This window comes from Herbiconiux ginsengi, from assembly GCF_900107435.1.
In the GTDB taxonomy this organism is placed as follows: domain Bacteria; phylum Actinomycetota; class Actinomycetes; order Actinomycetales; family Microbacteriaceae; genus Herbiconiux; species Herbiconiux ginsengi.
The window spans coordinates 632,197-659,107 of the sequence record NZ_FNPZ01000002.1; the positions used below are offsets into that span (position 1 = coordinate 632,197).

A 26,911-nucleotide genomic window follows, 5' to 3' on the forward strand; every position below is an offset into this window, starting at 1 on the left:
TCTTGTGCTTACCCCACGCTATCGATGCTGACTCCGCGGGGCAACGACATCACCACTTCGGCGCGCGGCGTGTCGCGCGTCCGACCGAATCGTTATCGGCCTCCGGCCCCGCCGTTCCGGGCTAGGGCGCGATCCGGCCGAGTGCCGAGCGGATGAGACTGGATCGCACGATCTCGAGCTGCCCCGCGATCTCCATCGCCAACTCGGCGACCTTGGCCCGGCTCGACGGGTCACGGCGCCGCGCCACCGGCATCAGCGCGCTCTCGATCAGGCCGAGCTCGCGTTCGGTGGCCTGCCGGAAGCCGCGCAGGTGCCGCGGCTCGATGCCGCTGCGCTGCAGTTCGACGAGGGCCTTCAACACCACGAGCGAATCTTCACCATAGGAATCGGCCGGGGTCAGCACCGAAGCGGAGAACGCGTCCTGCACCAGCATCGGTGTGGCACCGGCTTCGCGGGTGAGGTCGTCGCGGCTCAGCCGGCGACCGGTCTGCAGGATGGACGCCCCGCCGGGAAGAGCCGAACCGGGCATCGGCGGGTTGAGCCCCGCATCCACGTCGGCCAGGTAGTCCTTGATGACGGCCAGCGGCAGGTAGCAGTCGCGCTGCATGGTGAGGATGAGGCGCAGCCGGCTCAGATCGTTCTGCGAGAACTTTCGGTAGCCCGACTGGGTGCGGGCCGGATGCACCAGGCCACGCTCCTCGAGGAAGCGCAGCTTCGACGGGGTCAGGTCGGGGAAGTCGGCGGTGAGCTTCGAGAGCACCTGACCGATGCCGAGGAGTTGCGACGAGCCGGATGCGGTGCTCGCCGAGGATGCGGAGGAACGCGCCCCCCGCTCCGGAGAAGGCTGAACTGCGGCCGCCACTACTCTCCCGCTGCGGTGACCACGTCGATGCGCGACGGGTAGAACGTGAGGCGGAACTTGCCGATCTGCACCTCGGCGCCGTCGTCGAGCAACGCGTCGTCGACGCGCACGCCTTCGACGTAGGTGCCGTTCAGCGAACCGAGGTCGCGCACCTGGAAGGTGTGGCCGTGGCGGGAGAACTCCGCGTGGCGGCGCGAGACCGTCACATCGTCGAGGAAGATGTCGGCATTGGGGTGACGGCCCACCGTGCTGACGTTGGTGTCGAGCAGGAACCGGGCGCCCGAATTGGGGCCACGCCGCACGATCAGCAGGGCCGAACCCGACGGCAGCGCCGCGATCGACTCCAGCTCTTCGCTGGTGACGCCGCCCTCGAGAGCAGCGAGCTGCGCCGCGAACTCGCCCGTGAGCGACAACGTCGTGTCGCCCGTCGTGGTGGGGACGGGGATGCTCGTCGTGTGTTCGATGTTCGCGTCGTTCGTCATCCGGCTGCCCTCCTTGCTCCGACCAGCGTAGCCGATCGCGGCGCCTCGCCAACCGGGAATTGCCCCTGGGAATGCCGAGCGCGGCCTACACTTCTCCCATGGCTCCGTTGATTGCTTCGATCTGGGTGTTCGCCGCGATCTGCTTGGTGGTCTGGGTCGCTTCTCTGATCACCCGGGAGTACTCCTGGGTCGACCGGATCTGGTCGGTCATCCCGATCGTCTACGTCTGGATCTTCGCCGGGGCAGCCGGGTTCGCCGACCTGCGCCTCGACCTGCTGGCCGTGGCGGTCACCCTGTGGGGCGCCCGCCTCACCTTCAACTTCTCGCGCAAGGGCGGCTACGCGCCCGGCGGCGAGGACTACCGCTGGGCCGTGCTGCGGGCCCGGATGACGCCGTGGCAGTTCCAGATCTTCAACTTCTTCTTCATCACGATCTACCAGAACGTCATCCTGCTGCTCATCACGCTGCCCGCCTTCATGATGTTCGAGCATCGCGCGACGCCGTTCGGCCTGCTCGACGCTCTGCTCTTCGTGGTCTTCCTGGCCTTCCTCGTGGGCGAGACGGTGGCCGATCAGCAGCAGTGGACCTTCCAGCAGTGGAAGAAGAGGGAGATCGCGGCGGGTCGGGATGCGCGGCCGCGCTTCGTGCAGACCGGCCTGTTCCGTTTCTCCCGCCACCCGAACTTCTTCTTCGAGCAAGCGCAGTGGTGGGTGGTTTTCTTCATCGGGGCGACGGCCGCCGGCACCGTCTTCCAGTGGACCGTGGCGGGCGCCGCCCTGCTCACGATCCTCTTCATCGGGTCGACCGTCTTCACCGAGAGCATCACGCTCTCGAAGTACCCGGAGTACGCCGACTACAAGAAGCGGACGTCCGCCCTCATCCCGTGGTTCCCCGGGAAGACGACGGACGTCCAGGTGCCGAAATCGGCCGAGGTCAGTTGATCTCGAGCGGATGACCGCCGTTGCGGCCGTCCTCACCGCGATCGAGCGTCGCGATCGTGGCGATCTCGGCCGACGTCAGCTCGAAGTCGAAGATGTCGAAGTTCTCGGCCATCCGGTCTTTGTTGTTGCTCTTCGGGATGACGATGTTGCCGATCTGGGTGTGCCAGCGCAGGATCGTCTGCGGCACGGACTTGCCGTGCGCCGCGGCGATGCCGACGAGTTCGTCGGACTGGTTGATCTTGCCCTGGCCGAGGGGACCCCAGGCTTCGATGGCGATGCCCTGCGCGGCCGCGAAAGCACGGAGCTCGGCCTGCTGGAAGTCGACGTGCAGCTCCACCTGGTCGACCGCGGGAACCACGCCGGTCTCGGCGATCACACGTTCGAGGTGGTCGATGGTGAAGTTCGAGACACCGATCGCTTTCGCCCGTCCGGATGCCTGGATCTCGATCAGCGAGCGCCAGGCCTCGACGAAGGTGTCCTTCTCCGGCGTCGGCCAGTGGATGAGGTAGAGGTCGACGTAATCGGTGCGCAGGCGGGCGAGGCTCTTCTCGAAGGCCTCCTGCGCATTCGTCTGGTCGGCGTTCCAGAGCTTGGTGGTGATGAAGAGGTCTTCGCGGGCGATTCCCGATTCGTGCACGGCGTGCCCGACGCCTTCTTCGTTCTGATAGATCTTCGCGGTGTCGAGGTGGCGGTAGCCCACGTCGAGGGCGTCGCGCACGATGCGGTTGGTCTTGTCCGGGTCGACGCGGAACACGCCGAAGCCGAGCTGGGGAATCTCGATCCCGTTGTTGAGCGTGACGGTGGGAACGGTGTTTTCAGTCATTCGACCACCCTATTCCTCCGCCCTCATGCCCCTAATCGTCTTCGGTGACCAGACTCTGAACGATGAGGTCGAGCACGGCCTCCCCGTATGCGTCTTCGGCGGTGAGCGCTTCGTAGCCACGCAGCGTGCCGCGGATGACCGCGCTCACCACGAAGAGCGGGTCTCCGCCGTCTCGGTCGACCGCGAGCGACCGGAAACCGTCACGCAGCAGCTCCCGCAGCTGGTCTTCGCGCGGTAGCCACAGCGTGTCGGAGACGTCGACCGAGTCGAGGGCCCATTCTGTGGTGCCGTTGAAGCCGATCAGCTGGCCGGACGGGAAATCGTGCACTTCGACGGTCATCTCGGCGACGGTGAACACGTCTCCGGCCGCCTCGGAGGTCTCGATGACGAAGCTGTCACCCGAGCGCGGGTGCCATCGGAGACCGGCGGTGCGGAGGGCGCGGGCGAGCTCGATGGAGATCATCAGCCCATCATTCCAGCGTTCGGTGCCCGGCACCGGGACGGATCGGCAGATCGTTGGCTAACGTGGAGGTAATGGCTATCGAGCGACGGACCTTCCTGGCTGGGGCGATCTCGGCCGCCTCCCTCGCCGCGCTCGCGGCCTGCACCCCTCCCAAGCCGGTGCCGCCGACGGCGACCGTCACCACCACTCCGACCCCACCTTCTCTCGTGCCGCGCCCGGCGTCGTTCCTGCGGAGCGCGTGGGCCACCGATCCCTACTCGCTCGGGTCGTTCAGCATGACGCCTGTGGGCGCGACTCCGGCCGACCGGGCGGCGCTGCGCGACACCGTTGCGAGCCGGGTGTTCTTCGCCGGCGAAGCCACCTCGAGCGAGTTCCCCGGCACGGTGATCGGCGCCGATGCCTCCGGAACCGCAGTCGCCGATCGTGTCGCGGCGCTCGCCCGTCCCGACGATCGGATCGCCGTGATCGGCGCCGGGATGGCCGGCGCGACGGCCGCCCGGGCCCTGGCCGACTCCGGATTCGACGTGGTGGTGATCGAGGCCCGCGACCGCGTCGGCGGCCGGATCGACACGCGGGAGGGCGGCGACTGGCCTTTCCCGGTGGAACTCGGTGCGGCATCCGTCTCCGGCGACACCCTCGACCAGCTGCTGCGGACGAACGCCGTCGGCACCATCTCGCTCGACGCGACGCGCGAGACCCGCACCCTCGACGGCGTGGTGGTGCCGCCGTCGACCGTCGGGCCGAACGCCGTCACCACCGCCGTCGACTGGGCCCGGGCGCAGCCGACCGACACCTCCCTCGCGAGCGCGCTCTCCGCATCCGGCGCGTCTGCCCTTTCTACGGCACCCGCGCCTGACGGCGTCTCGCCCAGCGACGAACTGACCCACTACCTCGAGACGGCGATCGCGAGCGAATACGGCGCGAACTCGTTCCGCCTCTCGGCCGGCTACGGTCTCGACCGCGCGGGCCTCGCGGCCGGTGGTTCGCTCGTGGTGGGCGGGCTCGAATCCGTGATCGAGAGCGCCCTCGACGACCTCGACGTGCTGCTGTCGAGCATCGTCATCCGGATCGCCTACGACGACGACGGCGTGAGCCTGCGGCTCGGCACCGGCGAATCGCTGTCGGTCGACCGGGTCGTGGTGACGGTGCCGATCGGCGTGCTGCAGGCGGGCACCATCGAGTTCGACCCCGCCCTGCCCGAGGCGACGACCACCTCGATCGAGGCACTCGGTATGGGAACCCTCGAGCAGCTCTGGCTGCGCTTCGACGAGCCGTTCTGGTCGACCGATGCCACGGTGCTCTCGGTGGTCGACGAGACCTCCGAGATCGCCGAGTGGATCAACCTGCTGCCGGCGACCGGTCAGCCGATCCTGGTGGGGCTGACGGCGGCCGAAGACGTGCCGGTGACGCTGAAGCAGAGCGACGACGAGTTCATCGAGGCGGCGCTGCGGACGCTCGTTCCGTTCGTCGACGAGTCGCTCTCGACCGCAACGCCCTCGCCGACCCCGACAATCGTGCCCTGAGTCGCGCGTCGGCGCGTTCGCTCAGCGGAAGGAGCGGATGCAATCGGCTGATCGCCACGAGACCTGCCTGGATTCCCGCGAACAGCCCGATCGCGATGCCGCAGTAGAGGGCGAACTCCCCCGGGCCGCTCACCTGGTCGGGGTCGAGGAAGAAGTAGGGGTACCAGCGCACGATCGACCCACGGATCAGCGTGAACACGCCCCAGACCACCGGGAAGACCAGCACGATCGCGGCTGTGCGCCAGGGGATGCGCACCCGGCCGACCCCGATGAACCAGTCGAGCACCACGAACGCCGGTATCCAGAAATGCAGGATCTGGCTCGACCACGGCACGTCGATGCGGTAGTGGTGGCTCCCGGCCTGCGAGACGATCAACCCGAAGACGATTCCCGACACGACGACGTAGGTCGTGACGATGGCGCGTACGCTCGCCAGGAACGGACCCATCCGGTGGCCCACCAGCAACAGGGCGCCGGAGGCGCCGAGCACCACCACGTTCACCAGATTCGACTGGAACGTGAAATAGCTGAAGTAGTTGATGGTGGAGAAGGTGCTGAAACCGAGCACGTAGTCGAAGTCGAAGATCAGGGCGATGGCGCCCAGCACGCCGACCGCGAGGCGCACGAGACCGAAAGCACGTCGCACGCGGGCTCCGATCGTCTGCTCCTGGTCTGCTCCGCACGGCAGGTGCGCCCACGGAACGAGGTCGTCTTTCGAGGGTAGTCGCTCTCGCGTGGCAGGATTTCAGGATGGTGCGTCGGCGTGTGGTGGTGCGGGGACAGGTGCAGGGGGTCGGCTACCGCTGGGCAGCGCGCGACCAGGCCGTCGCGCTGGGGGTGACGGGTTTCGTGCAGAACCTCCGCGACGGGTCGGTGCTCGCCGAGGTGGAGGGCTCGGCCGCTGCGGTCGACGCGATGGTGCAGTGGATGCGCTCGGGCCCGCCCGGCGCCACCGTCACGTCGATCGAGATCGATGCGGATGCCGCGCTGGACACGCCCATATCGGCCGGTTTCGAGATCCGCCACTGAGCACCAGGCGCATCGACCCGTCACTTCGTGCCGCTTTGGTTCTCGCAAAGCGGCACGAAGTGACGGGTCGACGTGTGCGGGTTGCTCAGATCGAGACGCCGTACGCGGTGGGCGACTCGTTCTCGCCGCTCTCGTAGACCCGTTCGGCCGATCCGACGATGAGAGGATCGGGTGCGCCGACGATCTCGGCATCGCGTTCGGCGTAGTCGAAGAGGCTCAGCACATGGCGCATCGCCTCGAGCCGGGCACGCTTCTTGTCGTTGCTCTTCACCACGGTCCAGGGCGCGAGATCGGTGTCGGTGGCGGCGAACATGGCCTCTTTGGCAACCGTGTACGAGTCCCACTTGTCGAGCGAGGCGATGTCCATCGGGCTCAGCTTCCACTGGCGCACGGGATCGACCTGGCGGATGGCGAAACGGGTGAGCTGCTCGCTCTTGGAGACCGAGAACCAGAACTTCACCACGTCGATGCCGTCTTGCACGAGCATCCGCTCGAAGGCCGGGGCCTGTTGCAGGAACTCCTCGTACTGGCGGTCGTCGCAGAAACCCATCACGCGCTCGACGCCCGACCGGTTGTACCAGGAGCGGTCGAACATCACCATCTCGCCGGCGGCCGGGAAGTGCTGCACGTAGCGCTGGAAATACCACTGGGTGCTCTCGCGCTCGGTGGGCTTCTCGAGCGCCACCACCCGGGCGCCGCGCGGGTTGAGATGCTCGGTGAAGCGCTTGATGGTGCCGCCCTTGCCGGCGGCGTCGCGGCCTTCGAACACGATCACGAGACGGCGGCCTTCGAGCTTGATCCAGTTCTGGAGCTTCAGGAGCTCGATCTGCAGGAGACGCTTCGTGCCTTCGTACTCGTCGCGGTCCATCCGCTCGTCATAGGGGTAGCCCTCGCGCCAGGTGTCGACGACGGCGCCGTTGCGATCGACCAGCACGGGGTCGTCGTCGTCGGTGTCGACCACGACGTAGCCGAGCATGTCGTTGAGATCGAGCTGTGCGATCGTGGCGTCGTCGGCCATCGGTTCTCCTTCACGCGCGTGTGCGTTCGGGAGTATCGCGCAGCTCGCGAACCGATGGTCGACGCCGAGGTGAACGGATGCTTAACGCGAGCGGGTGGGGACCTGGTGGTAGCCGTCGCGGGTGAGTCCGCGAGCGGCGGAGACGACGCCCCAAAGAGCGAGTGAGCCGAGTGCAATGGTGAAGACGATCATGATGTCCTGCCTCCGTGAGTTGGTGTGAGTACACACTGCTCGCTGAGGCGAGGCGGGCTCATCCGTCGAATGCCCTATCTTCGCCGGGCCCGAGGAACGCCGTCTAAGGCACCTAGGGGCGGCTTTCGACCACCCGGACCGCCTCGAAGCTCCGGGCGAGGTAGGCGGCCTCGGTGCGGGAGGAGGTGTTCGTCTTGCGCAGGATGTTGGAGACGTGCACGCTGGCGGTCTTCGCGCTGATGAACAGCTGTTCGGCGATCTGGCGATTGCTGAGTCCCTGCGCGATCAGAGTGAGCACCTGGCGCTCGCGCTCGGTGAGGTCGTCTTCGACCGAACGCACGGCGGGCAGCGCGATCTCGTCGGGGGCGGTGGCGGTGGCGCCTCCGCCGCTGTCGCGACCACCTGCGATGCGCACCAGGCCGACCCGGCGCTCCAGATCATCGACCCGATCGACGATGAGGCCCATGTCGATGCGCTCCGCCGCCACGCGCGCCTCGTTCGCGCGAAGCCGGGCGCCGGACCGGTCGCCGGCGGACGCCAGGGCTTCTGCGTGCCGGTAGCGGGCGTAGGGCTCGAGGTGCGCGGGAGCGATCGGTGCAACCGTCGCCTGCACGGCGGCCGCCCAGAGTGCACAATCGCTGCCCGCGCGATCGGGGCCGCCCAGCTCGGCCTCGAAGAGTGCCACATAGGCTCCCGCGGTCGGCCAGCCGGACACCAGGGCGAGTGCCTCGCGCAGACGGCGCTCGATCTCGTCGAGACCACCTTCGGCGCCGGTGCCGGTACCGGCGCCGCTTCCGTCGCCCGCTCGCAGGTCGACACCGGATGCGCGGGCGCAGCCCAGCACGCGCGCCGCGATCGCGAGCACCGGCAGGTCGTGGGCCGGGAAGGTGCGGTGCTCGGGCGCCAGGATGACGCTCACCTCACGCCAGGCTTCCGCGACGTTGCCACGGGCCAAGGCGATCTCGCCGGCGACGGCGCCGAGACCGAGGCGCGACTGCGCGTCGATCCGCAGCTGCAGGCTCAGCGGGGCACGCCAGCCGCGCAGCAGCTTCTCGGCGAGGGCGGCGTCGCCCGACCATACCGTGGCCTGCAGCTTCATCCGTTGCAGATGGGCGCTGAACCCGATCGGCGGGTCGAGCTCCAGGGCGCGGTCGAGCATCTCGTTGGCCCGGCGGGACTCGCCGAGCGAGAACAACGGCTGGATCACGTTGAGCATCAACATCGCGCCGGAGGTGCGCTCGACCCCGCGCTGCCGGGCGCGCTCGGCGCCGGCCTCGGCGATGCGGATGGCCTCCTCGAAGCGGCCCAGCAGGCTCATGGCGTCGGATTCGTTGACCCAGTACCGCAGGCGGGCCGACTCGTTGCCCTCGGCCAGCTCGCCGGCGAGCGCGAGATCGGCGAGACCGGAGTCGATCTCGCCGAGCGACAGGCGCGAGATGCCGCGGATGTTCGCGGCCACCGACATCCGGGGCCGCGAACCGACCTCCTCGGCCTCGGCGTAGGCCGAATCGGCGGTGGCCACCGCTTCGTCGAAGAGCGCCTCGAGCATGAGACGAGCGGCGAGTTCGCCCAGCACGTTGGCCCGCAGCACGCTGCGGGGCCGGCCTTCGAGCACGGTGAGCGCCTCACGCAGCAGCTCGATCGAGCCGGTGTGCCCGATGTTGGCGAGGAACGACGCCTTGTCGCGGAGCAGCTTGGCATAGATGTCGGCGTCGGACGGCGATGAGGCACCGATGGCCTCGTCGATCAGGGCGATCGCCCGCTCGCTCTCGCCCGCGTTGCGGAGGATGTAGCTCGTCTCGGCGAGCAACTCGACCCGGGTGCGGTCGGCCAGCGCCTCGGCATCGGGCACCTGTTCCCAGAGCTCGATCGCGCGCTCCCCCATCCGCGCGGCCGTCGAGTTGGCGAAGGAGGCGCGCGCCTGCGCCATGGCCGTGAGCGATGCCGTGAAGGCGGCACGCACGTTGTGCGCCGCCATCCAGTGGTAGGAGATGGCCGTCGAGTCGACGCTGGGGGCGCCCTGCCGGTCTTCGAGGGCCTGCGCGTAGCAGGTGTGGAACCGCATCCGCTCGCCCGGCAGCAATTCGTCGTGGATGGCCTCGCGCACCAGGGCGTGCCGGAAGGAGTAGGCCGTGTCGTCGACCACGAGCACCCGCGCCGTGACGGCTTCGCGCGCCGCGTCGTCGATGGCGTCGGGCGTGGCGTCGCTCACATCGGCCAGCAGCTCGTGCTCCACTCGCGCGCCACCGGCGGCGATGAGTCGCAGGATGCGCTGCGTGGGTTCGCTGAGGGTCTCGTAACGCGCCAGCAGGATGTCGCGCAATGTGTCGGGAAAGCTCTCGACGGTCTCGAAGTCGCAACCCAGGATCTCTTCGATGAAGAACGGCACCCCGTCGGTGCGCTGGAAGACGACGCCGAGATCGTAGGCGTCGAGCGGGGTGCCGAGCAGCGCCGTGGACAGCTGACGCACCTGCCGGCGGTTCAGTCGGGGCAGCTCGAGCCGCGAGACCCGCCGGTTGCGGTCGAGTTCGGGCAGCCAGGCGCGCAACGGATGCCCGCGACCCAGCTCGTCGCTGCGAAAGGTGAGCACGAACAGGATGCGCGATTCCTCGACCACCCGCAGGAGGAAGCGGAGCAGGCCGAGCGTCGCCTGATCGGCCCAGTGCAGGTCTTCGATGACGAGCACGAGCGGGCGCGTACGCGCCACGTTCTCGAGCACCGTGGCCACCGCATCGTAGAGCCGGTCGGGCCCGCCTCGGCGCTGGCTCTCCGGCACATCCGTCTCCCCCAGTTCGGGCAGCAGGATGGCCAGGGCATGACGCGAGAGGCTCGCAGCCGAACCTGTGGCCTCCAGGATCGCGGCTTCGCCGAGCTCGGCTACGAGCGCCCGCAACGGAGCGACGATCGGTGCGTAGGGCGGTGCATCGCGGTCGAGGTCGATGCACTGCCCACGTAGCACGATGCTGTCGGACGGAACGTGGTCGAGGAATTCTGCGACGAGGCGGGTCTTGCCGATTCCGGCCTCGCCGCTGACGACGACCGTGCGAGTCGACCCGGTTCGGCTCTCGCGCACCGCGGTGCGCAGGGAGTCGAGGTCGTTCTCGCGGCCGATGAGCAAGGGGCTCGTCGTCTGCATACCTACATCGTGCCACCGGCCACCGACATCCGTCGAAGCCAGCGGGTCACCCGCTTGGGCACGCTCGGCGCCGGAACCTGCTGCTCGATCCGCTCTGCGGCGACCCGCCGGAACTCCAGTTCCTGCGTGAGTCGCTCTTCCTGGGCCTGGTGGAGCCAGCTGAACGAATACTCGGTGATCGACATGATGTCCTCCGTGGGGTTTCTCGATGGTTCGAGATTCCTCTCTAAGGCGGAGGCCCGACATCGGGCAGATGCCCTATTCCTCACTGAGGCACCTTAAGCGGTGCTGACCTCCGGTCCCGTCGAGACCACACGGCGCAGCACGAGCGTGACGATCGCGGCCACCACGCATCCGCCCGCGATGAAGAGCAAGGTGCTGAAGAGGCCGAGCGATGCCTGGACGAGCGGGAAGAGGAAGGTGCCGAGTGCGGCCCCCGCCTTGCCGCTGGCCGCCGCGAAGCCGGCGCCGGCCCCGCGCGTGACGGAGTCGAAGGCGAGGGTGGGCAGCGCGAATGTGGTGGAATTGGGGCCCGCATTCATGAAGAGGTTGAACGCCGCGAAGCCGATGAACACCAGGGCGAGCTGCACCGGTGTGTCCTGTGGCATCAGGTTGGTGACCGCCAGCAGGGTGAGACCCGCGGCCATCACCACGAAACCTGCGACCTGCAGCACGATCAGGCCGAGCTTGCGCACCAGGATGAGCGCGGCGGCGAAACCCACCACGAGGAAGAGGTCGAGGAACGCCGCGCCCTCGGTCGAAGTGATGTCGTCGGCGATGAACTGCGTGTTCGAACTCGCGCCGTGCGGCGACAGCGCGATCGCCGCGATGATCGTCGGGGTGAACACCCCCACGCCGTACGTGGCGATGTCCATGAAGAACCAGGGCACACTGGTCAGGATCGTGGCGCGACGCAGGCGCTTCGAGAACAGAGAGCGTTTCGGGATGCCCGGCTCCGCATCCGCAGGTCGGAGCACGCCGGTGATCAGCGGAGCCGGCATGGGCACCGCGACGGACTCGCCACGGTCGAGAGCGGCCACGGTGAGCTCCACCGCGGTGCGCGGCAGTTCCTCCTCCTCGAGTTGTTCGGGAGTGAGCGCCACCGGTTCGGGGCCGCGCGCGGTGAGCTCCTCCACCAGCACCGTGCGCCCGGCGAACACCCGCATCGCTTCCGCCGCCTCGGCGAAGCGCGCCGTCGATGCCAGCCAGAGCGGGCTCTCCGGCACGGTGCGCCGCAGCACCACGATCACGAGGGCGGGCACCACGCCGACGGCGAGCATCCAGCGCCAGGCATCCGGATTCGGATCGAGGGTCAGCACGAACAGGCCCACCAGCGCCCCGAGCAGCTGACCCACCGCCTGAAAGCTGAAGGCGCCGATCAGCAGGCGCGAGCGGAGCCGGGCAGGAGCGATCTCGGAGACGTAGCTGGCGCTGATCGGATAGTCGGCGCCCACGCCGACGCCGAGCAGGAAGCGGAACAGGATGAGCCACCACACTCCCGGAGCCAGCGCGGAGGCGAGGGCGAAGACCACGAAGAGCGTGAGGTCGATTCGGAAGGCGAGCCGCCGCCCGATGCGGTCGGAGAGCGGGCCCATCACGGCCGCGCCCACGATGGCGCCCACGATGGCGGCCGAACTGATGAGACCCGTCTCGAGCGGCGTGGTCGACCAGTCCACCACGATCAGGGGCAGGGCGACACCCATGATGAAGAAGTCGAAGCCGTCGAGCATGATGCCGAGCGACGAGAGCAACCACACCCGCTTGTGCGCCTTGCCGAAGCGCATTCCGTCGATCAGGCGCGCGATGGCGGAATCCGGCATGCCCGCATCCTCCCCGCCCCGGGTGAACTCCGCGTGAACCTCTTCGCCAGACGCCAAAATCCGCCCCGAACCGAGGTTCGAGGGGCGGATTTTGGCGGGTCGCGATGAGGATCGCGGCCAGGTGGGGGTGGGGGTGGGGCTAGTCGGCGAGGATGAGGTAGAGGGCGCGGCGGGCCTCGTCGACCTTGGCGGTCGCCTCGGCGCGCTGCTCATCGGTCGCGGCGAAGCGGAACTGCTGCACCACGCCCATCAGCTTGGCCACCGCGGCGTGGAACTCCGCGTCGGCAGCCGACTGGCCGGGAGTGGCCTCCCAGGCCTTGGTGAGCTCCTCCTGGTGCTCGGCCACGTAGGCCTTGCCCGCATCCGTCAGTTCGAACTCGGTGCGGCGGCCGTCTCCGGTCGACACGATGAGCTCCTCGTCGACGAGCTGCTGGAGGGTGGGGTAGATCGAGCCGGGGCTCGGGCGCCACACTCCCCCGGTCTTCTCCGCGATCGCCTTGATCAGGCCGTAGCCGTTCGAGGGTGCCTGGGAGAGCAGGGAGAGGATGGCCGAACGCACGTCGCCGCGGCTCGCGCGCTGCGGACCGCGAGGCCCGAAGCCGGGGCCGAAGCCCCCGAATCCGGGGCCACCAGGGCCGAAGCCCCGACCGCCTCGCCCGCTGTGCCCGTGGGGCCCGCGCTGCCAGCCGTGCTGTTCGTGAATGGGTTGTGTGTTGTGAATGCCTCGCATGGGATGCATCCTTTCTGTCAGAGTCTGTGTCGCGAGTGTTACGCGATGTGTTAAAGATATATCGCTAATCGGATGATGTCAACTCATCGATATATCGTTCACAGCGAACCTTTAGAATCGCAGCATGCATGAGGATGCCTGGGATCGCACGACCATCGAGCCGCAGAGCGTCAACGCTCCCCTGTCCACGTCGGCGATCTTCCTGACCGTCACCATCCGCGAGGGCGAGGATGCTGCCGACCGGGTTCGCGACGTCGTCTCCGACATCGGCGGGCTGGTGCGCGCCGTCGGTTTCCGCGACCTGAACGGACACCTCTCCTGCAACGTCGGGATCGGCTCCGCCGCCTGGGACCGCTTCGGGCATCCCACGCGCCCCGCTCAGCTCCGCCCCTTCTTCGAGGTGCGCGGCCCCGTGCACACCGCCGTGGCCACCCCGGGTGACCTGCTCTTCCACATCCGCGCCGAGCGCGCCGACCTCGCGTTCGAGCTGGAGCGCCTGCTGCTCGGCAAGCTCGGTGACGCCGTGACCGTGGTCGACGAGGTGCAGGGCTTCCGCTATTTCGACTCCCGCGACCTGCTCGGCTTCGTCGACGGCACCGAGAACCCCACGGGCTCCTCGATGGCCTACTGGTCGCTGGTGGGAGAAGAAGACGAGGAGTTCGCCGGCGGGAGCTACGTCGTGGTGCAGAAATACCTGCACGACCTCGACGCCTGGGGCGCGTTGAGCACCGAAGACCAGGAGCGGATCATCGGCCGCACCAAGGCCGACAACGTCGAGCTCGACGAGGGCCCGCACGACCGCAAGTCGCACAAGTCGCTCAACACCATCGTCGACGCGAACGGGCAGGAGCACGACATCTTGCGCGACAACATGCCCTTCGGCCGCCCGGGCGAGGGCGAGTTCGGCACCTACTTCATCGGATACGCGCGGGAGCTCTGGGTGATCGAGCAGATGCTGCGCCGGATGTTCGTGGGCGACCCCGTGGGCTCCTACGACCGCATCCTCGATTTCTCCCGGGCGGTCACCGGGTCGACTTTCTTCATCCCGTCAGCCGACATGCTGGAGTCGCTCGGCGACTAGACCGCATTCCTTCCGGCCCGGAAGGCGTGGCCGCGATGCGTGTCCGGCAGGTGCGCGTTGCCCTCGCCGAACAGGCGCTCCCGCAGCGTCGCCCCCTCGTACTCGCTGCGGGCGAGCCCGCGGCGGCGGAGTTCCGGCAACAGCAGCTCGATGAAGTCGTCGTAGGTGTCGGGCGTCATGTGCGGCTGGATGAGGAATCCGTCGGCCCCGGTCTGCGCCACGAACTCCTCCACCTGGTCGACGACCTCCGTCGGGCTCCCGACGAACACGCTGCCGTTGATGCCGGTGCGCCGGAAGTTCTCGAGGATGTCCCGCACCAGTGGCGCAGGCTTGCCGTCGCGACCGAGGTAGCGCTCGAGGTTCGACTGGCCCATCTCGGTGCGCGACTGGGCGATCGGCTTGTCCGGATCGAGCGCCAGCAGGTCGACTCCGGTGTTGCCGGCGTAGATCGCGGCGGCGCCCTCGGGAGTGGACATCGCGAGCATCTCGGCGTGCTTCGCCCAGGCCTCCTCGCTCGTCGGCGCCGTGATGAAGAGGGCGCCCACCACGATCTTGATCGCGTCGGCCGGGCGACCGGCGGCGACCGCACTCTCCCGAATGCCCGCGATGTTGCGCGCCACCGTCTCGGGTTCGCCGCCGCCCACGAACACCGCTTCGGCGTTGCGTCCCGCGAATTCGCGTCCGCGGCCCGAGGCGCCGGCCTGCACCAGCAGCGGAGTGCGCTGCGGCGAGGGCGGGAGGTTCAGGATGCCATCGGTGCGGAAGTACGGTCCGTCGTGGTGCACGATGTGCACCTTGTCGGGGTCGGCGTAGACCCCGCTCGCTTTGTCGCGCACCAGCGCGTCATCCTCCCACGACCCCTCCCAGAGGGTGAGGTTCACGTCGACGTAGTCGTCGGCCATGTCGTAGCGGAGGTCGTGCGCGATCAGGTCTTTGCCCATCAACGCCGCTGCGGTGGCCCCCGACGAGCCGGTGACGATGTTCCAGCCGATCCGGCCGTCGGTGAAGTGGTCGAGGGTGGCGAAGCGACGTGCGTTGGCCGCCGGCGGCTCGACCGTGGTCGACGTGGTCACGATGAACCCGAGCTTCTCGGTCACGGCCGCGACGGCCGTGATGAGCGGCATGGGGTCGCCGTGCGGGATGCCGCGTCCCTCCCGCACCGCGGCCGGCAGCAGTTCGCCGTCGAGGGCCGGAAAGCCGTAGCTGTCGGCGAGGAAGAGGAAGTCGAACCGCGCCTCCTCGAACTTCCTCGCCAGGGCGGTCCAGTGCGAGAGCTTGGTGAAGTCGGCCGAGGTGTCGCGCGGATGCTGCCAGGCTGAACCGACGGTGCCGTTCGGACCGATGTACTGGAAGATCCCGAGAATGAGAGGGTTCATGGGATATTTATGTCATAAATATCTTTCCAGCAGATTTCGGGAGGTTTCGTGGCGGTGAAATCCGGGCCTTCGGCGGCGGGGCCCTCGGCGGCGGGGCGATCGACCGGGCCGCTCGACGACGAGGCCGTGGCGATGGGCGGGCGCATCCGGGGTCTGCGCCGGGAGCGCGGACTGACGCTCGTGCAACTGGCAGGTCTCGTCGAGATGTCGCAGCCCTTCCTCAGTCTTGTCGAACGGGGCCATGCGCGGTTGAGTCTCGCCTCGATGGCGAAGCTCTCGACCGCACTCGGCGTGCCGTCGGGGTCGCTGTTGGCGACGCCGCCAACAGCGCGCCTCACCGGCAAGGGTGTCGACGTGGTTCACGCACAGGAACGGCTGGCGACCGGCCACCGCGCGGTGTGGCAACTGGCACAGTTGCCACGCGGCCTCTTCGGCATCGAGATGGTGGGCGTCGAGCGCGAGTTCACCGAGTTCGCGATGCACGAGGAAGACGAGTTCCTCTATCTGCTGAGCGGAACGCTCGAGGTCGGTCTGGTCGACGGCACCGTGCATCCGCTGCGGCCGGGCGACTCGCTCGCGGTCGCCGCCGGCGTCGCGCACGGGTGGCGCGCGGTCGGCCCGCACGGCTTCCGCGTCGTCATCGTCACTTCGGGGGCGCCGTCGCACTGAGGTGTGCCCCGGTTTCGGTGCAATTGAACACGACCGACCTCGTAGAGGGCGCCGGTTGCTCGCGTGTGCACCGTTATCCGTGCTGCACCGTCGGCTCGAAGGGTTGCCGGCTCGATCAGAACCCGACGGCCTCCGACACGGCCAGGGCGTCGATGCGGTCGGGCGAGAGCACATGCTCGATGGCGAGCACACTCGCCCCGATGAGGCCCGCGTCGACCGCCGCCCGAGACTGCACGATCGAGAGATGTTCGGTCGCCAGCGGCATCGAGCGCGCGTAGACGACCTCACGCACCCCGGCGATCAAGTGTTCGCCCGCTTGCGCCATCGATCCGCCGATCGCGATGACCGAGGGGTTGATCAAGCTGACGCAGGCGGCGAGCACCTCGCCGATGTCGCGGCCCGCCTGGCGCACCGCCTGGATGGCTTCCACGTCGCCCGCACGCACGCGCGCGATCACGTCGGCGCCGTTCGGGCAGTCGATACCCGCGCGTCGCAGGGTCTCGGCGATCGCCGGCCCCGATGCGACGGCTTCGAGGCAGCCACGATTGCCGCAACGGCAGGGCGTGTCGGCGCCGTGCGGAACCTGCACGTGCCCGATGTCGCCCGCGATGCCCTGCGCGCCGCGCTGCAGCACACCGCTCGAGATCACGCCCGAACCGATTCCGGTCGCGACCTTCACGAAGAGGAAATGCTGCACCCCCGGCCAGGCGTAGGCCACTTCGCCGAGCGCCATCAGGTTCACGTCGTTGTCCACCAGCACCGGCACGTCGATCCGGTCGCGCAGGCGGCCCGGCACATCGACGCCGTCCCACCCGGGCATGATCGGCGGATTGGTGGGCCGGCCCGAGACGTGCTCGACCGGGCCCGGCAACCCGATTCCGATCGCCGCCAGATCGCCCACGTCGTGTCCGGCCGAGCGCAGGAGCTCCAGGCCCGAGTCGGCGAGCCAGCCGAGCACGCGATCCGGACCGTCGGTGATGTCGATGGGATCGCTGTGCCGGGCCAGGATGGCGCCACTGAGATCGCTGATGCCGATCGTGGCGTGGGTCGCACCGAGGTCGGCCGCGAGCACCACTCGAGCCTTCGGGTTGAAGCCGAAGCGCGACGACGGACGGCCGCCCGTGGAGATGGCTTCGCCGACGGGCGCGATCAGGCCGAGGGCGAGCAGTGCGTCGATCCGCGAGGCGATGGTGGATCGGGCGAGCCCGGTCTGCGCGGCCAGTTCGGCTCGGGTGCGCGGGCGTCCGTCGCGGAGGATCTGGAAGAGTCCGCTCGCGCCGCTCCCCGGCGCCGATGCGACGCCCTGGCCGCCGAACACTCCACTCATGCGGCCCAGTAAACCACAGCGCCGGTGCCGAACCTCCCCCGAAACGTAACGAACCAGTCGCTTTTGTCGAAAAGCCTGCAAAAGACGCCCCTCTGATGTCATAATCCTTGTCGTGGGCGACGATGCCATCGTGTTTCGTCGCGACTGACGACGCAGGAGGCACGGATGCAGCACGAGCTGGAAGTCAACGCCTGGGTGTGGAATGCTCCCCGATCGGCGCGTGACGTACGCTTGGTCACCGAACTCGCGGAGGCCGTCGGCTTTCGCAGCGAGTCCATCGACGCCGATTCCGGCTCCGACTTCGTGGTGCGGATCATCGCCGTCGAGTCGTCCAACGGCATCGCAGCCACGACCGCACCCCGCACCACGGTCACGGTGTGCGACTCCGAGGTCCCGCTCGAGTCGGGCGCCTTCTACGACAACATCGCCACCGCGGTCGGTCGCACCATTGCGCGAACGGACGCCGAAGCCGGGTCGCCGACCACGAACATCCAGATCGACAGCGCCCAGTTCGTCGTGCGGGCCGTCAGCTCCTCGTCGGCGCTGGATACCGTTCTGGGTCATGTGGGCTCGGGTCGCGCCGACCTCCGCTCGACGGTTCCCGAGCTGATCGCGGTCTAAGGGTCGCTCACGCGACTCGCGCCCGCTCGGAGGCCGATTCCCGAATCCTCCGCCATCGGCCGGGCTCGTGCCCTCCGACGGTTTCGCGCGGCTCTCCGAAGCCGCCTTCACCGACGACTTCGTGAACGGCGTCGAACCCGAACGCGCGCGCCTGCCGCCGACCGGATGAAGGCGGAGACCTTCGAGCCCGACAGCGGCCACCTCGCGATGGTCGCCCACCCGCGCGACGTGGCCAACCTCGTTCTCGCCGCAGCAGGTCACTGATCGCTCGAAAACTGCGATCGGCTAGCTGCGATCCTGGGGATAGGTGGACTCCGCCACAGAGATGGAGCGCTCGACGAGCGTCGCGAGCACGTCGAGGTTGACGTCGTCGAGCTGCTTGACATACACGCAGGCCTTGGTGGCTCGGTGCTTGCCGAGCCCCGCCATCGTCTCGGCGTCGAGCGCCTCAGGCGTGACGTAGATCACCAGCTCCGGCCGGCGCGGGCTGAAGGCCGCCAGGGGCGCGTCGCCTTCGCGGCCGCTGGCGTAGCGGTAGTGATAGCTGCCGAAGCCGACGATGGTCGGGCCCCACATCCGAGGCGCTTCACCGGTTATACGAGACATGAGCTCGATCAAGGCGCGACTGTCGGCGCGAACCTTCTCGCTCGGCTGCCCGGCGATGAAGTCGTCGACGCTGGCGTCTGTCCAGTCGGTCGTGTTCCTGCTCCGGCCCATGAAAGCCAATGTAGCCGAGAGCCGATGCAATCGTTCTTCGGTGGACCCGAGGGGATTCGAACCCCTGACCCCCTGCATGCCATGCAGGTGCGCTACCAACTGCGCCACGGGCCCAATCTGTGTTGCCACATCTTGGTTGCCGCTCCCGGATCTCCCCGGAAACAACTTGTCTAGATTACTACATGCGGAGCCCACTCGCGAACCACGAGAGGGTGCGGATGCGCAGACTACGCATCCGCCGCCGTCACCTGGAGAGGCACCACGGGGCAGTCCTTCCAGAGGCGCTCGAGGGAGTAGTACATGCGGTCTTCCTCGTGGAAGACATGCACGACGAGATCGCCGAAATCGAGCAGGATCCAGCGCCCCTCCGACCAGCCTTCCCGCCGGATGACCTTGCTGCCGGCCTCGGCGAGACGGTCGGTGATCTCCTCGGCGATGGCGACGACGTTGCGCTCGTTGCGGCCGGAGGCCAGGAGGAACACGTCGGCCAGCGGCAGCGGCCCCGAGACGTCGAGGGCGACCAGGTTGTCGGCTTGCTTGGAGTCGGCCGCCGCGGCGGCGAGCTGTGCGAGTTCGATCGAGTGGGTTGAAGCAGTCACGAAGACTTTCTGTTCTGTCGGGCAGGCCGGAGCCTAGAAGACCCGGAAGACGAAGACGGCGAGCAGCAGGCTGACGACGCCGACGGCGAGGACGCCCGCCGTGATGGCGAGCACGACGGGAGCGTTGGCGCGCGCCCGCTTCGGAGGGGCGATGAGCGAGGTCGACGATGTGTTCGTCGAGATCGCTCGGCTGGCGCTCACGGGGGCGACGTCGGAGGCGCCGGTCTCGCCCTCAGAGCGCTCGAGCAAGGTGTCGAGGTCGTTGGACTCGAGACCGGATGCCGGAGCACCGGTGGCGCCGAAACTGGCCGGCAGGTCGATCGAACCGGTGATGATGACCTCGCCGGTCTCGTCGAGCGCGGTGCCGACGTCGCCGGAACCCGGCACGTTCGGCAGCACGAGCGCGCTCGTGGTGGAGATCGAGTTGGTGGCCGCCGTGTTGCGCAGCGAGATCAGGTCGTCGAAGGAGGAGGGAAGCTCCTCGCTCGAGACCGGAGTGCGATCGGCCGGGCTCTGGAACATCGGGGCGAGCGTGGGCTCCGACGCGGCGGCCTTGCGCTCCTCGGCCTCGGCGTGCGCGGCCGCCTCGGCAGTCGGGTCGACGGTGTCGGCGATCGGGACGTCGATCACCATCTGCTCGATCACGGTCTCACCGGTATCGGTGGTCTCGGTGATGATCTCGGCGTGCTGGGCCTCGTCGTCGTCACCCTCGTCGGCGAACTGCGTGTCGTTCTCCGACGACGGAACGATCACGGACTCCGACATCGGCACGACATCGATGATCGGCTGGGCCAGCGTCTCGGGCTCCGAGTCATCCTGCAGGTCGTCTTCGGAGTGGACGATCTCGGGGATGATGGTGTCTTCGACGATCTCGGCGTCGGCCGCACCAGCGGCATCAGCCGGAGCAGCCGCATCGGCCGGCACGGCAGAGACGGGCTCGGGCGTGGTCTCGGCCGCCGGCTGGTTGCGCACCTCGCGGCGCGACGGCGCACCGTCGCCGGCGACGACGCCCGCGGCAGCGGCTTCCGCGGCCTCGCGCTCGGCCTGCGCCTTGCGCGCGGCTTCTGCCTCTTCTGCTGCCTTGGCGTCGGCCTCGCGCTCCTTGCGCGGTTTCTGGCGCTCCAGCTCGCGTAGCTGCCGCCGCGTCAGCGGCTGCTCATCGTGGGACGAACTCATTCAACACTCCGATATAGATGGTGCTTGGTGATGTACTGAACGACACCGTCGGGTACCAAGTACCACACCGGAAAACCCCGGCCGACCCGGCCGCGACAGTCAGTGGACGATATCGCAAGCGCCGGAACTTCCAAATAGCTTACGTCTTGGCGCGGTAAAGACGAAATGGCGAAGGTGTGACCCGGCCGGGAGACCGCCACGAAATGGGCGAGTTGCCACAGTTCGTCGACGTCTTTCCAGTTGAGGATCTGCGCGACGGCGTCGGCTCCCGAGATGAAGAAGAGGTCGGCATCCGGATGCGCGGCCTGCAGATCGCGCAGGGTGTCGATGGTGTAGGTGACGCCGCCGCGGTCGATGTCGACCCGGCTGACGGTGAACCGAGGATTGGATGCCGTGGCGATGACGGTCATCAGGTAGCGGTGTTCGGCGGGGGTCACGGGCGATTTGTGCCACGGACGCCCGGTGGGCACGAAGACCACTTCGTCGAGGTTGAAGGAGGTCGCGACCTCGCTCGCGGCCACGAGGTGTCCGTGATGGATCGGGTCGAAGGTGCCGCCCATCACGCCGATACGGCGCCGCCGCTGCTGCTCCGCCGGAGCGTCGGCACGGCGCGAATCGATCGTCATCCGGCGGGTCTAGTGATCCGCGCCTGTGCGGTCGGCGTGCCCGTGGACGTCGTGGGTCTGGGCGAACTTCGCCGACTTGTGCGGGTGACGGTTCGCGACGTCGCGGTAGCTCCAGGTCACGAACGCGAGCGCGGCGAACACCACGGCGGCGATGATGCCGAAGACGATGGGAGGGAACGGCAGCTCGACCGGCACGTCCACACCGACAGCGAGCACGTTTACCAGTACAGACATCTCTTCTCCCAGGGGGTAGAACGAACGAACGTGTCTACGATACCGCTAACTGCGGAATTGCCCTGAACCCCGCACCAGCCACTTGGTGCTGGTGAGTTCCGGCAGCCCCATCGGCCCGCGGGCGTGCAGCTTCTGAGTGGAGATGCCCACCTCGGCGCCGAAACCGAACTCCCCGCCGTCGGTGAACCGGGTCGAGGCGTTCACCATGACCACGGCGGAATCGACCTCGTTGAGGAATCGTTCCGCGTTGCCGAGGTCGTTCGTGATGATCGACTCGGTGTGGTGCGTCGAATAGCGGCGGATGTGCTCCATCGCCTCGTCGACGTCGCGCACGATCCGCACGGCGAGATCGAGGCTCATGTACTCCGTCTGCCAGTCTTCCTCGGTGGCGGCGACCGCATCCGGGAACAGCGCCCGGGTGGCCTCGTCGGCGTGGATGACGACGCCCGATTCGGTGAGACGGCGCAGCACCGGGCCGAGCAGGCGCTCCGCGGCATCCTCGTGCACCAGCAGCGTCTCGAGCGCGTTGCACACGCTCGGCCGCTGCACCTTCGCGTTGTGCACGATGTCGACGGCCCACTGCTCGTTCGCCGAGGCGTCGAGGAAGACGTGCACCACGCCCGCACCGGTCTCGATCACGGGTACCTTCGACTCGGTCACGACCGTCTCGATCAGCTGCGCGCTCCCCCGCGGAATGAGCACGTCGACCGCACCGCGGGCCTGCATCAGCCGCTTGGCTCCGTCGCGCCCGAATTCGTCGATGGTCTGGACGGATGCGGCGGGCAGCCCCGCCGACTCCAGCGCACCCTGGATGAGACCCACCAGCACGCGGTTCGTGTTCTCGGCCGCCGATCCGCCGCGCAGCACGACGGCGTTGCCGCTCTTGATCGCGAGGGCCGCGATGTCGACGGTCACGTTCGGACGCGCCTCGTAGATGGCGCCCACGACACCGAACGGCACCCGCACCTGGTCGATGCGGACTCCGTTGGGCAGGCTGCGGCCGCGAACGGACTCGCCGACCGGGTCGACCAGGGCGATGATCTCCCGCACGGCCGAAGCGAGCGAGGCCAGACGGGCCGCGTCGAGCCGCAGGCGATCCTGCAGGGCGACGGAGAGGCCGTTCTCGCGGCCGTTGGCGAGATCGAGATCATTCGCCGGCACGACCTCCGCAGCCCCGGACTCGATGGCGACGGCGATCGCTTCCAGGGCGCGGTTCTTCTGGTCAGTGTTCGCCGTGGCCAGCACGAGCGATGCGGTGCGGGCCGCGGCCAGCTTCTCGTCGAATCCCGACGCGGTGGCAGTCTCCAGAACGGTAACCTCAGGCATGCCAGAAGTCTACGCGCCGGGAGTGCCGCACCGGCCGGGGAGGGGTGCGGCATGATCGCCGTCGTGCTGCTCAGCGTGGCGTCGAGCCTGTTCTACGGCACCTCCGACTTCCTCGGCGGGGTCGCCGCGCGACGCCTCGCGGTGCTGCCGGCCACACTCGTGAACTATCTCTTCGGCATGGCGGTCATCGCCGTCGCCCTGCTTTTCGGCGGCTGGTCCTGGAGCACGGATGCGACGGTGGCCGGTCTCGCGGCCGCCCTGTTCGCGATCGTGGGGTTCATCACCTTCTACGCGGCCATGGCCATCGGCCCGATGAGCCTGCTCTCGCCCGTCATCGCCCTGATCCAGGCGCTCGTGCCGGTGACAGCCGCGCTCGTCACCAGACAGGGGCTCAGCCCGCTCGGCTGGGGTGCCGTCGCACTCGCAGTGGTCGCCACCATCCTCATCTCGCAGCAGCACGTGGATGCCGCGGTGCGGGTGACGCTGCCGGGCGCGGTGCTGGCCGTGGTCTCGGGGGTCATGCTCGGCGCATCCGTCGTCGCCCTGGATGCCTCGCCCGGCGACTCGGGGCTGCTGCCGGCGTTCCTCGAGATGGCGGGCGGGGTCGTGGTTCTGGCGGCGCTGATCGGAGTGCTGCGACTCGTGCGACGGGAGATCCCGTGGTTCGCGGCTCAGCCCGAACCGGAGCCCGTCGCGGGCGCGCGTCAGCCGCATCCGACCCGCCGCGCGGCCTGGCTGGCCGCCGTGGCCGCGGGGGTGCTGCTCGGAGCCGCGAACGCGTTCCTCATGAGTGCGTTGCACGCCGGCAACCTCGCGGTGGTCTCGGTGCTCTCGAGCCTCTATCCGCTGGCGACCGTGCTGCTGGCCGCCATCGTGCTGCGGGAACGGATGTCGCGCATCCAGCTCCTCGGCATCGCGCTCGCCATCCTCGCCGCGGTGCTCCTCAGCGTCTCCTGAGCCGCAGATTTCTTGCCGCCGACCGCCCCACCGTCGCGATCATGGGCCGGAACGAGGCAAGAAGTTCGAAGGATCAGAGAGGGGCGGGCTCGAAGAAGGTGCCGATGTCGGCACCGGAGAGCGCCTCGGCCACCCGGGGGGTCGCGGTGACCAGGACGGCCGTGCCCGCCGCGGCGGCGAGACGCGCGGCGGAGACCTTGGTGGCCGCTCCCCCGGTGCCGACACCCGAGGAGCTCACGTCGCCGAAGGTCACGCCGGCCAGGTCGTCGCCGATCGGCACCTCCGTGATCTTCACGGCGCCCGGCTCCTGGGGCGGGCGCGTGTAGAGGGCGTCGACGTCGGAGAGCAGGATGAGCGCATCCGCTCCCACCAGCTCGGAGACCATCGCAGCGAGCCGGTCGTTGTCGCCGAAGCGGATCTCGTGCGTCGCCACCGTGTCGTTCTCGTTGACGATGGGGAGGATGCGCAGACCCAGCAGCCGGTCGACGGCGCGCTGGGCGTTCGAGCGGTGCGTGGGGTTCTCGAGGTCGCCGGCGGTGAGCAGCACCTGGCCGGCCACGATCCCGAAGCGGTCGAGGCTGTTCTGGTAGCGGAAGATCAGCACGTTCTGGCCGACGGCTGCCGCGGCCTGCTGGGTGGCGAGGTCGTTCGGACGGGCGTCGAGCTGCAGGAAGGGCATCCCGGTCGCGATGGCGCCCGAGGAGACCAGGATGATCTCGGTGCCGCGGGCGTGCGCCGCCGCGAGGGCGTCGACCAGGGGGGCGATCTGCCCGGCGTTCTCGCCGCTGATCGACGAGGAGCCGACCTTCACGACCACGCGGCGGGCATCCGGGATGCCGGCCCGCGTGAGCACCGGGCGACGGGTCACAGCTCGTCCTCGTCTGCCCAGAGCCCCGCTTCCTTTTCGCGCACCAGTTCGGCGCGCGCCTCGGCCTTGGCGTCCATCAATTCGAAGTATTCCTCGCGGCGCTGGTTGCTGGTGCGGCGGCGCTGACCTTCGAGGCGCGGGTCGGAGCCACGAGGACTCGTGACCAGTTCGGCCGTGGAGGTGAGCGTGGGCTCCCAGTCGAACACCACACCGTTGCCGCGGCCGATGACCACGGCGGAGCCCGAGACGGCGCCGGCCTTGAACAGCTGGTCTTCGACGCCGAGCTTGGCCAGGCGGTCGGCGAGGAAGCCGACGGCCTCGTCGTTCGTGAAGTCGGTCTGCTGCACCCAGCGCTCGGGCTTCGCGCCGATGATGCGGTAGACGTTGCCGTGCGTGCCGCCCTCGACCTTGATGACGAACCCGGCGTCGTCGACGGCGCGGGGGCGGATGACGATCTTCGCCGGCTTCGGGTCGGCGGCGGCCTCGACGCGCGCCTCTTCCACCTGCTCGGCCAGCGCGAAGGAGAGCTGACGCAGACCCTCGTGACTCGCCGTGGAGATCTCGAACACGCGGTAGCCGCGGGCTTCGAGCTCGGGCTTGACGAAATCGGCCAGCTCGCGCGCCTCGGGCACGTCGATCTTGTTGAGAGCGATGAGCTGCGGGCGCTCGAGCAACGGCAGCTGGCCCTCTGGCACCGGGTAGGCGGCCAGCTCGGCGAGGATGACGTCGAGATCGCTGATGGGGTCGCGGCCGGGCTCCAGGGTGGCGCAGTCGAGCACGTGCAGCAGGGCGCTGCACCGCTCAACGTGGCGCAGGAACTCCAGCCCCAGACCCTTGCCCTCGCTGGCGCCCTCGATGAGGCCGGGCACGTCGGCGATGGTGTAGCGCGTGCTGCCGATCTCGACCACGCCGAGGTTCGGGTGCAGCGTGGTGAAGGGGTAGTCGGCGATCTTCGGCTTGGCGGCCGACATCGCGGCGACCAGGCTCGACTTGCCGGCCGAGGGGTAGCCCACCAGCGCGACGTCGGCGACGGTCTTGAGTTCGAGGAGGACGTCGCCCTCCCAGCCCTCGGTGCCGAGCAGCGCGAATCCGGGGGCCTTGCGCTTCGTGGTGGCGAGGGAGGCGTTGCCGAGGCCGCCCTGGCCGCCCTCGGCGACGACGTAGCGCATCCCGGGTTCGGACATATCGATCAGCTCGTTGCCGTCGGCGTCTTTCACCACGGTGCCCACGGGCACGGCCAGTTCGAGTTCGCCGCCGTTGCCGCCCGCACGGTGGTCGCCCATTCCGGGGCCGCCGTTCTCCGACGACTGGTGCGGATGCCGGTGGAAACCGAGCAGCGTCGTGGTCTGCGGATCGCTGACCAGCACGATGTCGCCGCCGTGGCCGCCGTTGCCGCCGTCGGGGCCGGCGAGGGGCTTGAATTTCTCGCGGCGCACCGACACGCATCCGTTGCCGCCGTGGCCCGCCTTGAGGTGGAGGGTGACGTGGTCGACGAAAGTCACCATTCCGGTTCCCTCACTGCCTGTTCGTTGGTTGATGGTGCTGGTGAAACACGACAGGCGGGCCGAAGCCCGCCCATCAGGTCTTGCTCGCTCCGAGTGTTACTCGGCGGCGACGACGATGTTGACGACCTTGCGGCCGCCCTTGGCGCCGAACTCGACCGAGCCCGCCGCGAGAGCGAACAGCGTGTCGTCTCCGCCACGACCGACGTTCACGCCGGGGTGGAAGTGGGTGCCGCGCTGGCGGACGATGATCTCGCCCGCTCCGACGACCTGGCCACCGAAGCGCTTGACGCCGAGGCGCTGTGCGTTGGAGTCACGACCGTTGCGAGTGGAACTCGCGCCCTTTTTGTGTGCCATTAGCCCTGATCCTTACTTGATTCCGGTGACCTTGACGCGGGTGAGCTCCTGGCGGTGGCCCTGGCGCTTCTTGTACCCGGTCTTGTTCTTGAACTTCTGGATGACGATCTTCGGGCCGCGGAGGTCTTCGAGGACCTCGGCGGTGACCTTCACCTTGGCGAGCGACGAGGCGTCGGAGGTGATCTTCTCACCGTCGACGAGCAGCACTGCCGCCAGCTCGATGTTGCCGTCTTTGTCGGCCTTGATCCGGTCAAGGGTGACGATGGTGCCAACCTCGACCTTTTCCTGCCGACCACCGGCGCGCACAACTGCGTAAACCAATTTACGTACCTAACTCTTTGGGGGCCCTCAAAAGCGCAATCTGCGACGCTTGGAAGTCATGGCGTTCAGGAGAGCATTGCTCTACGCACACCAGCGGTCAAGCCTACTCGATCCAGTGATTTCGGTCAAACCGAC

The 26,911-nt window shown here is 68.5% G+C and carries 29 protein-coding genes and 1 tRNA gene; 7 read left to right on the plus strand and 23 right to left on the minus strand.

Annotated elements, in window-relative coordinates:
- Positions 1 to 121 precede the first annotated feature (121 nt).
- Both ftsR and BLW00_RS11325 read right to left on the minus strand, forming a co-directional pair.
- Positions 122 to 862 (minus strand): transcriptional regulator FtsR, encoded by a 741-nt coding sequence (gene ftsR, locus BLW00_RS11320; RefSeq protein ID WP_092553874.1) that lies wholly within the window; start codon positions 860 to 862, stop codon positions 122 to 124.
- Positions 862 to 1,344: an FHA domain-containing protein gene (locus BLW00_RS11325; protein WP_092553877.1), complete on the minus strand. Its 483-nt coding sequence runs from the start codon at positions 1,342 to 1,344 to the stop codon at positions 862 to 864. Before BLW00_RS11325 ends, ftsR begins: the two co-directional genes overlap by 1 nt.
- Before the next feature lie 98 nt (positions 1,345 to 1,442).
- On the opposite strand from BLW00_RS11325, the gene BLW00_RS11330 reads away from it, so the two are divergent.
- Positions 1,443 to 2,285: a DUF1295 domain-containing protein gene (locus BLW00_RS11330; protein WP_092554711.1), complete on the plus strand. Its 843-nt coding sequence runs from the start codon at positions 1,443 to 1,445 to the stop codon at positions 2,283 to 2,285.
- Here the strand turns inward: BLW00_RS11330 and BLW00_RS11335 are convergent.
- Both BLW00_RS11335 and BLW00_RS11340 read right to left on the minus strand, forming a co-directional pair.
- A complete protein-coding gene (locus BLW00_RS11335) occupies positions 2,278 to 3,108 on the minus strand; it encodes an aldo/keto reductase (protein WP_092553880.1) in 831 nt (276 codons plus the stop codon). The two genes, BLW00_RS11330 and BLW00_RS11335, sit on opposite strands and share 8 nt — an antisense overlap.
- Before the next feature lie 31 nt (positions 3,109 to 3,139).
- The gene (locus BLW00_RS11340; protein ID WP_092553883.1) at positions 3,140 to 3,571 is read right to left on the minus strand and encodes a pilus assembly protein CpaE; all 432 of its coding nucleotides are present in this window, start codon (positions 3,569 to 3,571) and stop codon (positions 3,140 to 3,142) included.
- A gap of 71 nt (positions 3,572 to 3,642) precedes the next feature.
- On the opposite strand from BLW00_RS11340, the gene BLW00_RS11345 reads away from it, so the two are divergent.
- Entirely contained in the window at positions 3,643 to 5,094 is a 1,452-nt protein-coding gene (locus tag BLW00_RS11345) for a flavin monoamine oxidase family protein (RefSeq protein WP_092553886.1), read from the plus strand.
- On the opposite strand, the gene BLW00_RS22915 is transcribed toward BLW00_RS11345, so the two are convergent.
- Entirely contained in the window at positions 5,003 to 5,740 is a 738-nt protein-coding gene (locus tag BLW00_RS22915; protein ID WP_139256685.1) for a Pr6Pr family membrane protein, read from the minus strand. The two genes, BLW00_RS11345 and BLW00_RS22915, sit on opposite strands and share 92 nt — an antisense overlap.
- 104 nt (positions 5,741 to 5,844) lie before the next feature.
- Between BLW00_RS22915 and BLW00_RS11350 the strand changes: the two genes are divergently transcribed.
- Positions 5,845 to 6,123, plus strand: coding sequence for an acylphosphatase (locus BLW00_RS11350; RefSeq protein WP_092553888.1), 279 nt, complete (start codon positions 5,845 to 5,847; stop codon positions 6,121 to 6,123).
- A gap of 85 nt (positions 6,124 to 6,208) precedes the next feature.
- On the opposite strand, the gene ppk2 is transcribed toward BLW00_RS11350, so the two are convergent.
- The 5 genes from ppk2 to BLW00_RS11375 all read right to left on the minus strand — a co-directional run bounded on the left by ppk2 (position 6,209) and on the right by BLW00_RS11375 (position 13,019).
- Positions 6,209 to 7,141 carry a polyphosphate kinase 2 gene (ppk2, locus tag BLW00_RS11355; protein ID WP_092553891.1) on the minus strand — a complete coding sequence of 311 codons (933 nt, stop codon included), beginning with the start codon at positions 7,139 to 7,141 and terminating at the stop codon, positions 6,209 to 6,211.
- A 304-nt stretch (positions 7,142 to 7,445) separates the two neighbouring features.
- Positions 7,446 to 10,469: a helix-turn-helix transcriptional regulator gene (locus BLW00_RS24245; RefSeq protein ID WP_092553894.1), complete on the minus strand. Its 3,024-nt coding sequence runs from the start codon at positions 10,467 to 10,469 to the stop codon at positions 7,446 to 7,448.
- A gap of 2 nt (positions 10,470 to 10,471) precedes the next feature.
- Positions 10,472 to 10,654 (minus strand): hypothetical protein, encoded by a 183-nt coding sequence (locus BLW00_RS11365; protein WP_092553897.1) that lies wholly within the window; start codon positions 10,652 to 10,654, stop codon positions 10,472 to 10,474.
- Between the two features lie 93 nt (positions 10,655 to 10,747).
- On the minus strand, positions 10,748 to 12,289 hold the full coding sequence (locus BLW00_RS11370) for an MFS transporter (protein WP_139256686.1): 1,542 nt from the start codon (positions 12,287 to 12,289) through the stop codon (positions 10,748 to 10,750).
- Positions 12,290 to 12,428: 139 nt separating this feature from the next.
- Entirely contained in the window at positions 12,429 to 13,019 is a 591-nt protein-coding gene (locus BLW00_RS11375) for a PadR family transcriptional regulator (protein WP_245741527.1), read from the minus strand.
- A 124-nt stretch (positions 13,020 to 13,143) separates the two neighbouring features.
- On the opposite strand from BLW00_RS11375, the gene BLW00_RS11380 reads away from it, so the two are divergent.
- Positions 13,144 to 14,100 carry a Dyp-type peroxidase gene (locus BLW00_RS11380; protein WP_092553906.1) on the plus strand — a complete coding sequence of 319 codons (957 nt, stop codon included), beginning with the start codon at positions 13,144 to 13,146 and terminating at the stop codon, positions 14,098 to 14,100.
- Here the strand turns inward: BLW00_RS11380 and BLW00_RS11385 are convergent.
- A complete protein-coding gene (locus BLW00_RS11385) occupies positions 14,097 to 15,476 on the minus strand; it encodes an NtaA/DmoA family FMN-dependent monooxygenase (protein ID WP_092553909.1) in 1,380 nt (459 codons plus the stop codon). The two genes, BLW00_RS11380 and BLW00_RS11385, sit on opposite strands and share 4 nt — an antisense overlap.
- Before the next feature lie 54 nt (positions 15,477 to 15,530).
- Between BLW00_RS11385 and BLW00_RS11390 the strand changes: the two genes are divergently transcribed.
- Positions 15,531 to 16,145 carry a helix-turn-helix domain-containing protein gene (locus BLW00_RS11390; RefSeq protein WP_139256687.1) on the plus strand — a complete coding sequence of 205 codons (615 nt, stop codon included), beginning with the start codon at positions 15,531 to 15,533 and terminating at the stop codon, positions 16,143 to 16,145.
- Positions 16,146 to 16,260: 115 nt separating this feature from the next.
- Here BLW00_RS11390 and BLW00_RS11395 read toward each other — a convergent pair whose 3' ends face one another.
- Positions 16,261 to 17,472, minus strand: a complete 1,212-nt coding sequence (locus BLW00_RS11395; protein ID WP_092553915.1) for an ROK family transcriptional regulator — start codon at positions 17,470 to 17,472, stop codon at positions 16,261 to 16,263.
- Positions 17,473 to 17,637: 165 nt separating this feature from the next.
- Between BLW00_RS11395 and BLW00_RS11400 the strand changes: the two genes are divergently transcribed.
- Positions 17,638 to 18,093, plus strand: a complete 456-nt coding sequence (locus tag BLW00_RS11400) for a hypothetical protein (protein ID WP_092553918.1) — start codon at positions 17,638 to 17,640, stop codon at positions 18,091 to 18,093.
- Positions 18,094 to 18,378: 285 nt separating this feature from the next.
- On the opposite strand, the gene BLW00_RS11405 is transcribed toward BLW00_RS11400, so the two are convergent.
- The 7 genes from BLW00_RS11405 to BLW00_RS11435 form a co-directional block, all read right to left on the minus strand.
- Positions 18,379 to 18,810, minus strand: coding sequence for a DUF1801 domain-containing protein (locus tag BLW00_RS11405; RefSeq protein ID WP_092553921.1), 432 nt, complete (start codon positions 18,808 to 18,810; stop codon positions 18,379 to 18,381).
- A gap of 41 nt (positions 18,811 to 18,851) precedes the next feature.
- Positions 18,852 to 18,924: transfer RNA gene (locus BLW00_RS11410), tRNA-Ala, on the minus strand.
- Positions 18,925 to 19,037: 113 nt separating this feature from the next.
- Positions 19,038 to 19,409, minus strand: a complete 372-nt coding sequence (gene rsfS, locus BLW00_RS11415) for a ribosome silencing factor (protein ID WP_092553924.1) — start codon at positions 19,407 to 19,409, stop codon at positions 19,038 to 19,040.
- A gap of 33 nt (positions 19,410 to 19,442) precedes the next feature.
- On the minus strand, positions 19,443 to 20,585 hold the full coding sequence (locus BLW00_RS11420; protein WP_092553927.1) for a hypothetical protein: 1,143 nt from the start codon (positions 20,583 to 20,585) through the stop codon (positions 19,443 to 19,445).
- A complete protein-coding gene (nadD, locus tag BLW00_RS11425) occupies positions 20,582 to 21,211 on the minus strand; it encodes a nicotinate-nucleotide adenylyltransferase (protein ID WP_092553930.1) in 630 nt (209 codons plus the stop codon). Before nadD ends, BLW00_RS11420 begins: the two co-directional genes overlap by 4 nt.
- A 9-nt stretch (positions 21,212 to 21,220) precedes the next feature.
- On the minus strand, positions 21,221 to 21,445 hold the full coding sequence (locus BLW00_RS11430; RefSeq protein WP_092553934.1) for a hypothetical protein: 225 nt from the start codon (positions 21,443 to 21,445) through the stop codon (positions 21,221 to 21,223).
- Positions 21,446 to 21,490: 45 nt separating this feature from the next.
- Positions 21,491 to 22,771 carry a glutamate-5-semialdehyde dehydrogenase gene (locus BLW00_RS11435; protein ID WP_092553937.1) on the minus strand — a complete coding sequence of 427 codons (1,281 nt, stop codon included), beginning with the start codon at positions 22,769 to 22,771 and terminating at the stop codon, positions 21,491 to 21,493.
- Between the two features lie 51 nt (positions 22,772 to 22,822).
- Between BLW00_RS11435 and BLW00_RS11440 the strand changes: the two genes are divergently transcribed.
- Positions 22,823 to 23,728: a DMT family transporter gene (locus tag BLW00_RS11440; RefSeq protein ID WP_092553940.1), complete on the plus strand. Its 906-nt coding sequence runs from the start codon at positions 22,823 to 22,825 to the stop codon at positions 23,726 to 23,728.
- Between the two features lie 73 nt (positions 23,729 to 23,801).
- On the opposite strand, the gene proB is transcribed toward BLW00_RS11440, so the two are convergent.
- The 4 genes from proB to rplU form a co-directional block, all read right to left on the minus strand.
- The gene (gene proB / locus BLW00_RS11445) at positions 23,802 to 24,596 is read right to left on the minus strand and encodes a glutamate 5-kinase (RefSeq protein WP_092553943.1); all 795 of its coding nucleotides are present in this window, start codon (positions 24,594 to 24,596) and stop codon (positions 23,802 to 23,804) included.
- The gene (obgE, locus tag BLW00_RS11450; RefSeq protein WP_092553946.1) at positions 24,593 to 26,101 is read right to left on the minus strand and encodes a GTPase ObgE; all 1,509 of its coding nucleotides are present in this window, start codon (positions 26,099 to 26,101) and stop codon (positions 24,593 to 24,595) included. Before obgE ends, proB begins: the two co-directional genes overlap by 4 nt.
- A gap of 96 nt (positions 26,102 to 26,197) precedes the next feature.
- On the minus strand, positions 26,198 to 26,455 hold the full coding sequence (gene rpmA / locus BLW00_RS11455; protein ID WP_092553949.1) for a 50S ribosomal protein L27: 258 nt from the start codon (positions 26,453 to 26,455) through the stop codon (positions 26,198 to 26,200).
- A gap of 12 nt (positions 26,456 to 26,467) precedes the next feature.
- Positions 26,468 to 26,776 (minus strand): 50S ribosomal protein L21, encoded by a 309-nt coding sequence (rplU, locus tag BLW00_RS11460; RefSeq protein ID WP_092553951.1) that lies wholly within the window; start codon positions 26,774 to 26,776, stop codon positions 26,468 to 26,470.
- Positions 26,777 to 26,911: the final 135 nt, after the last annotated feature.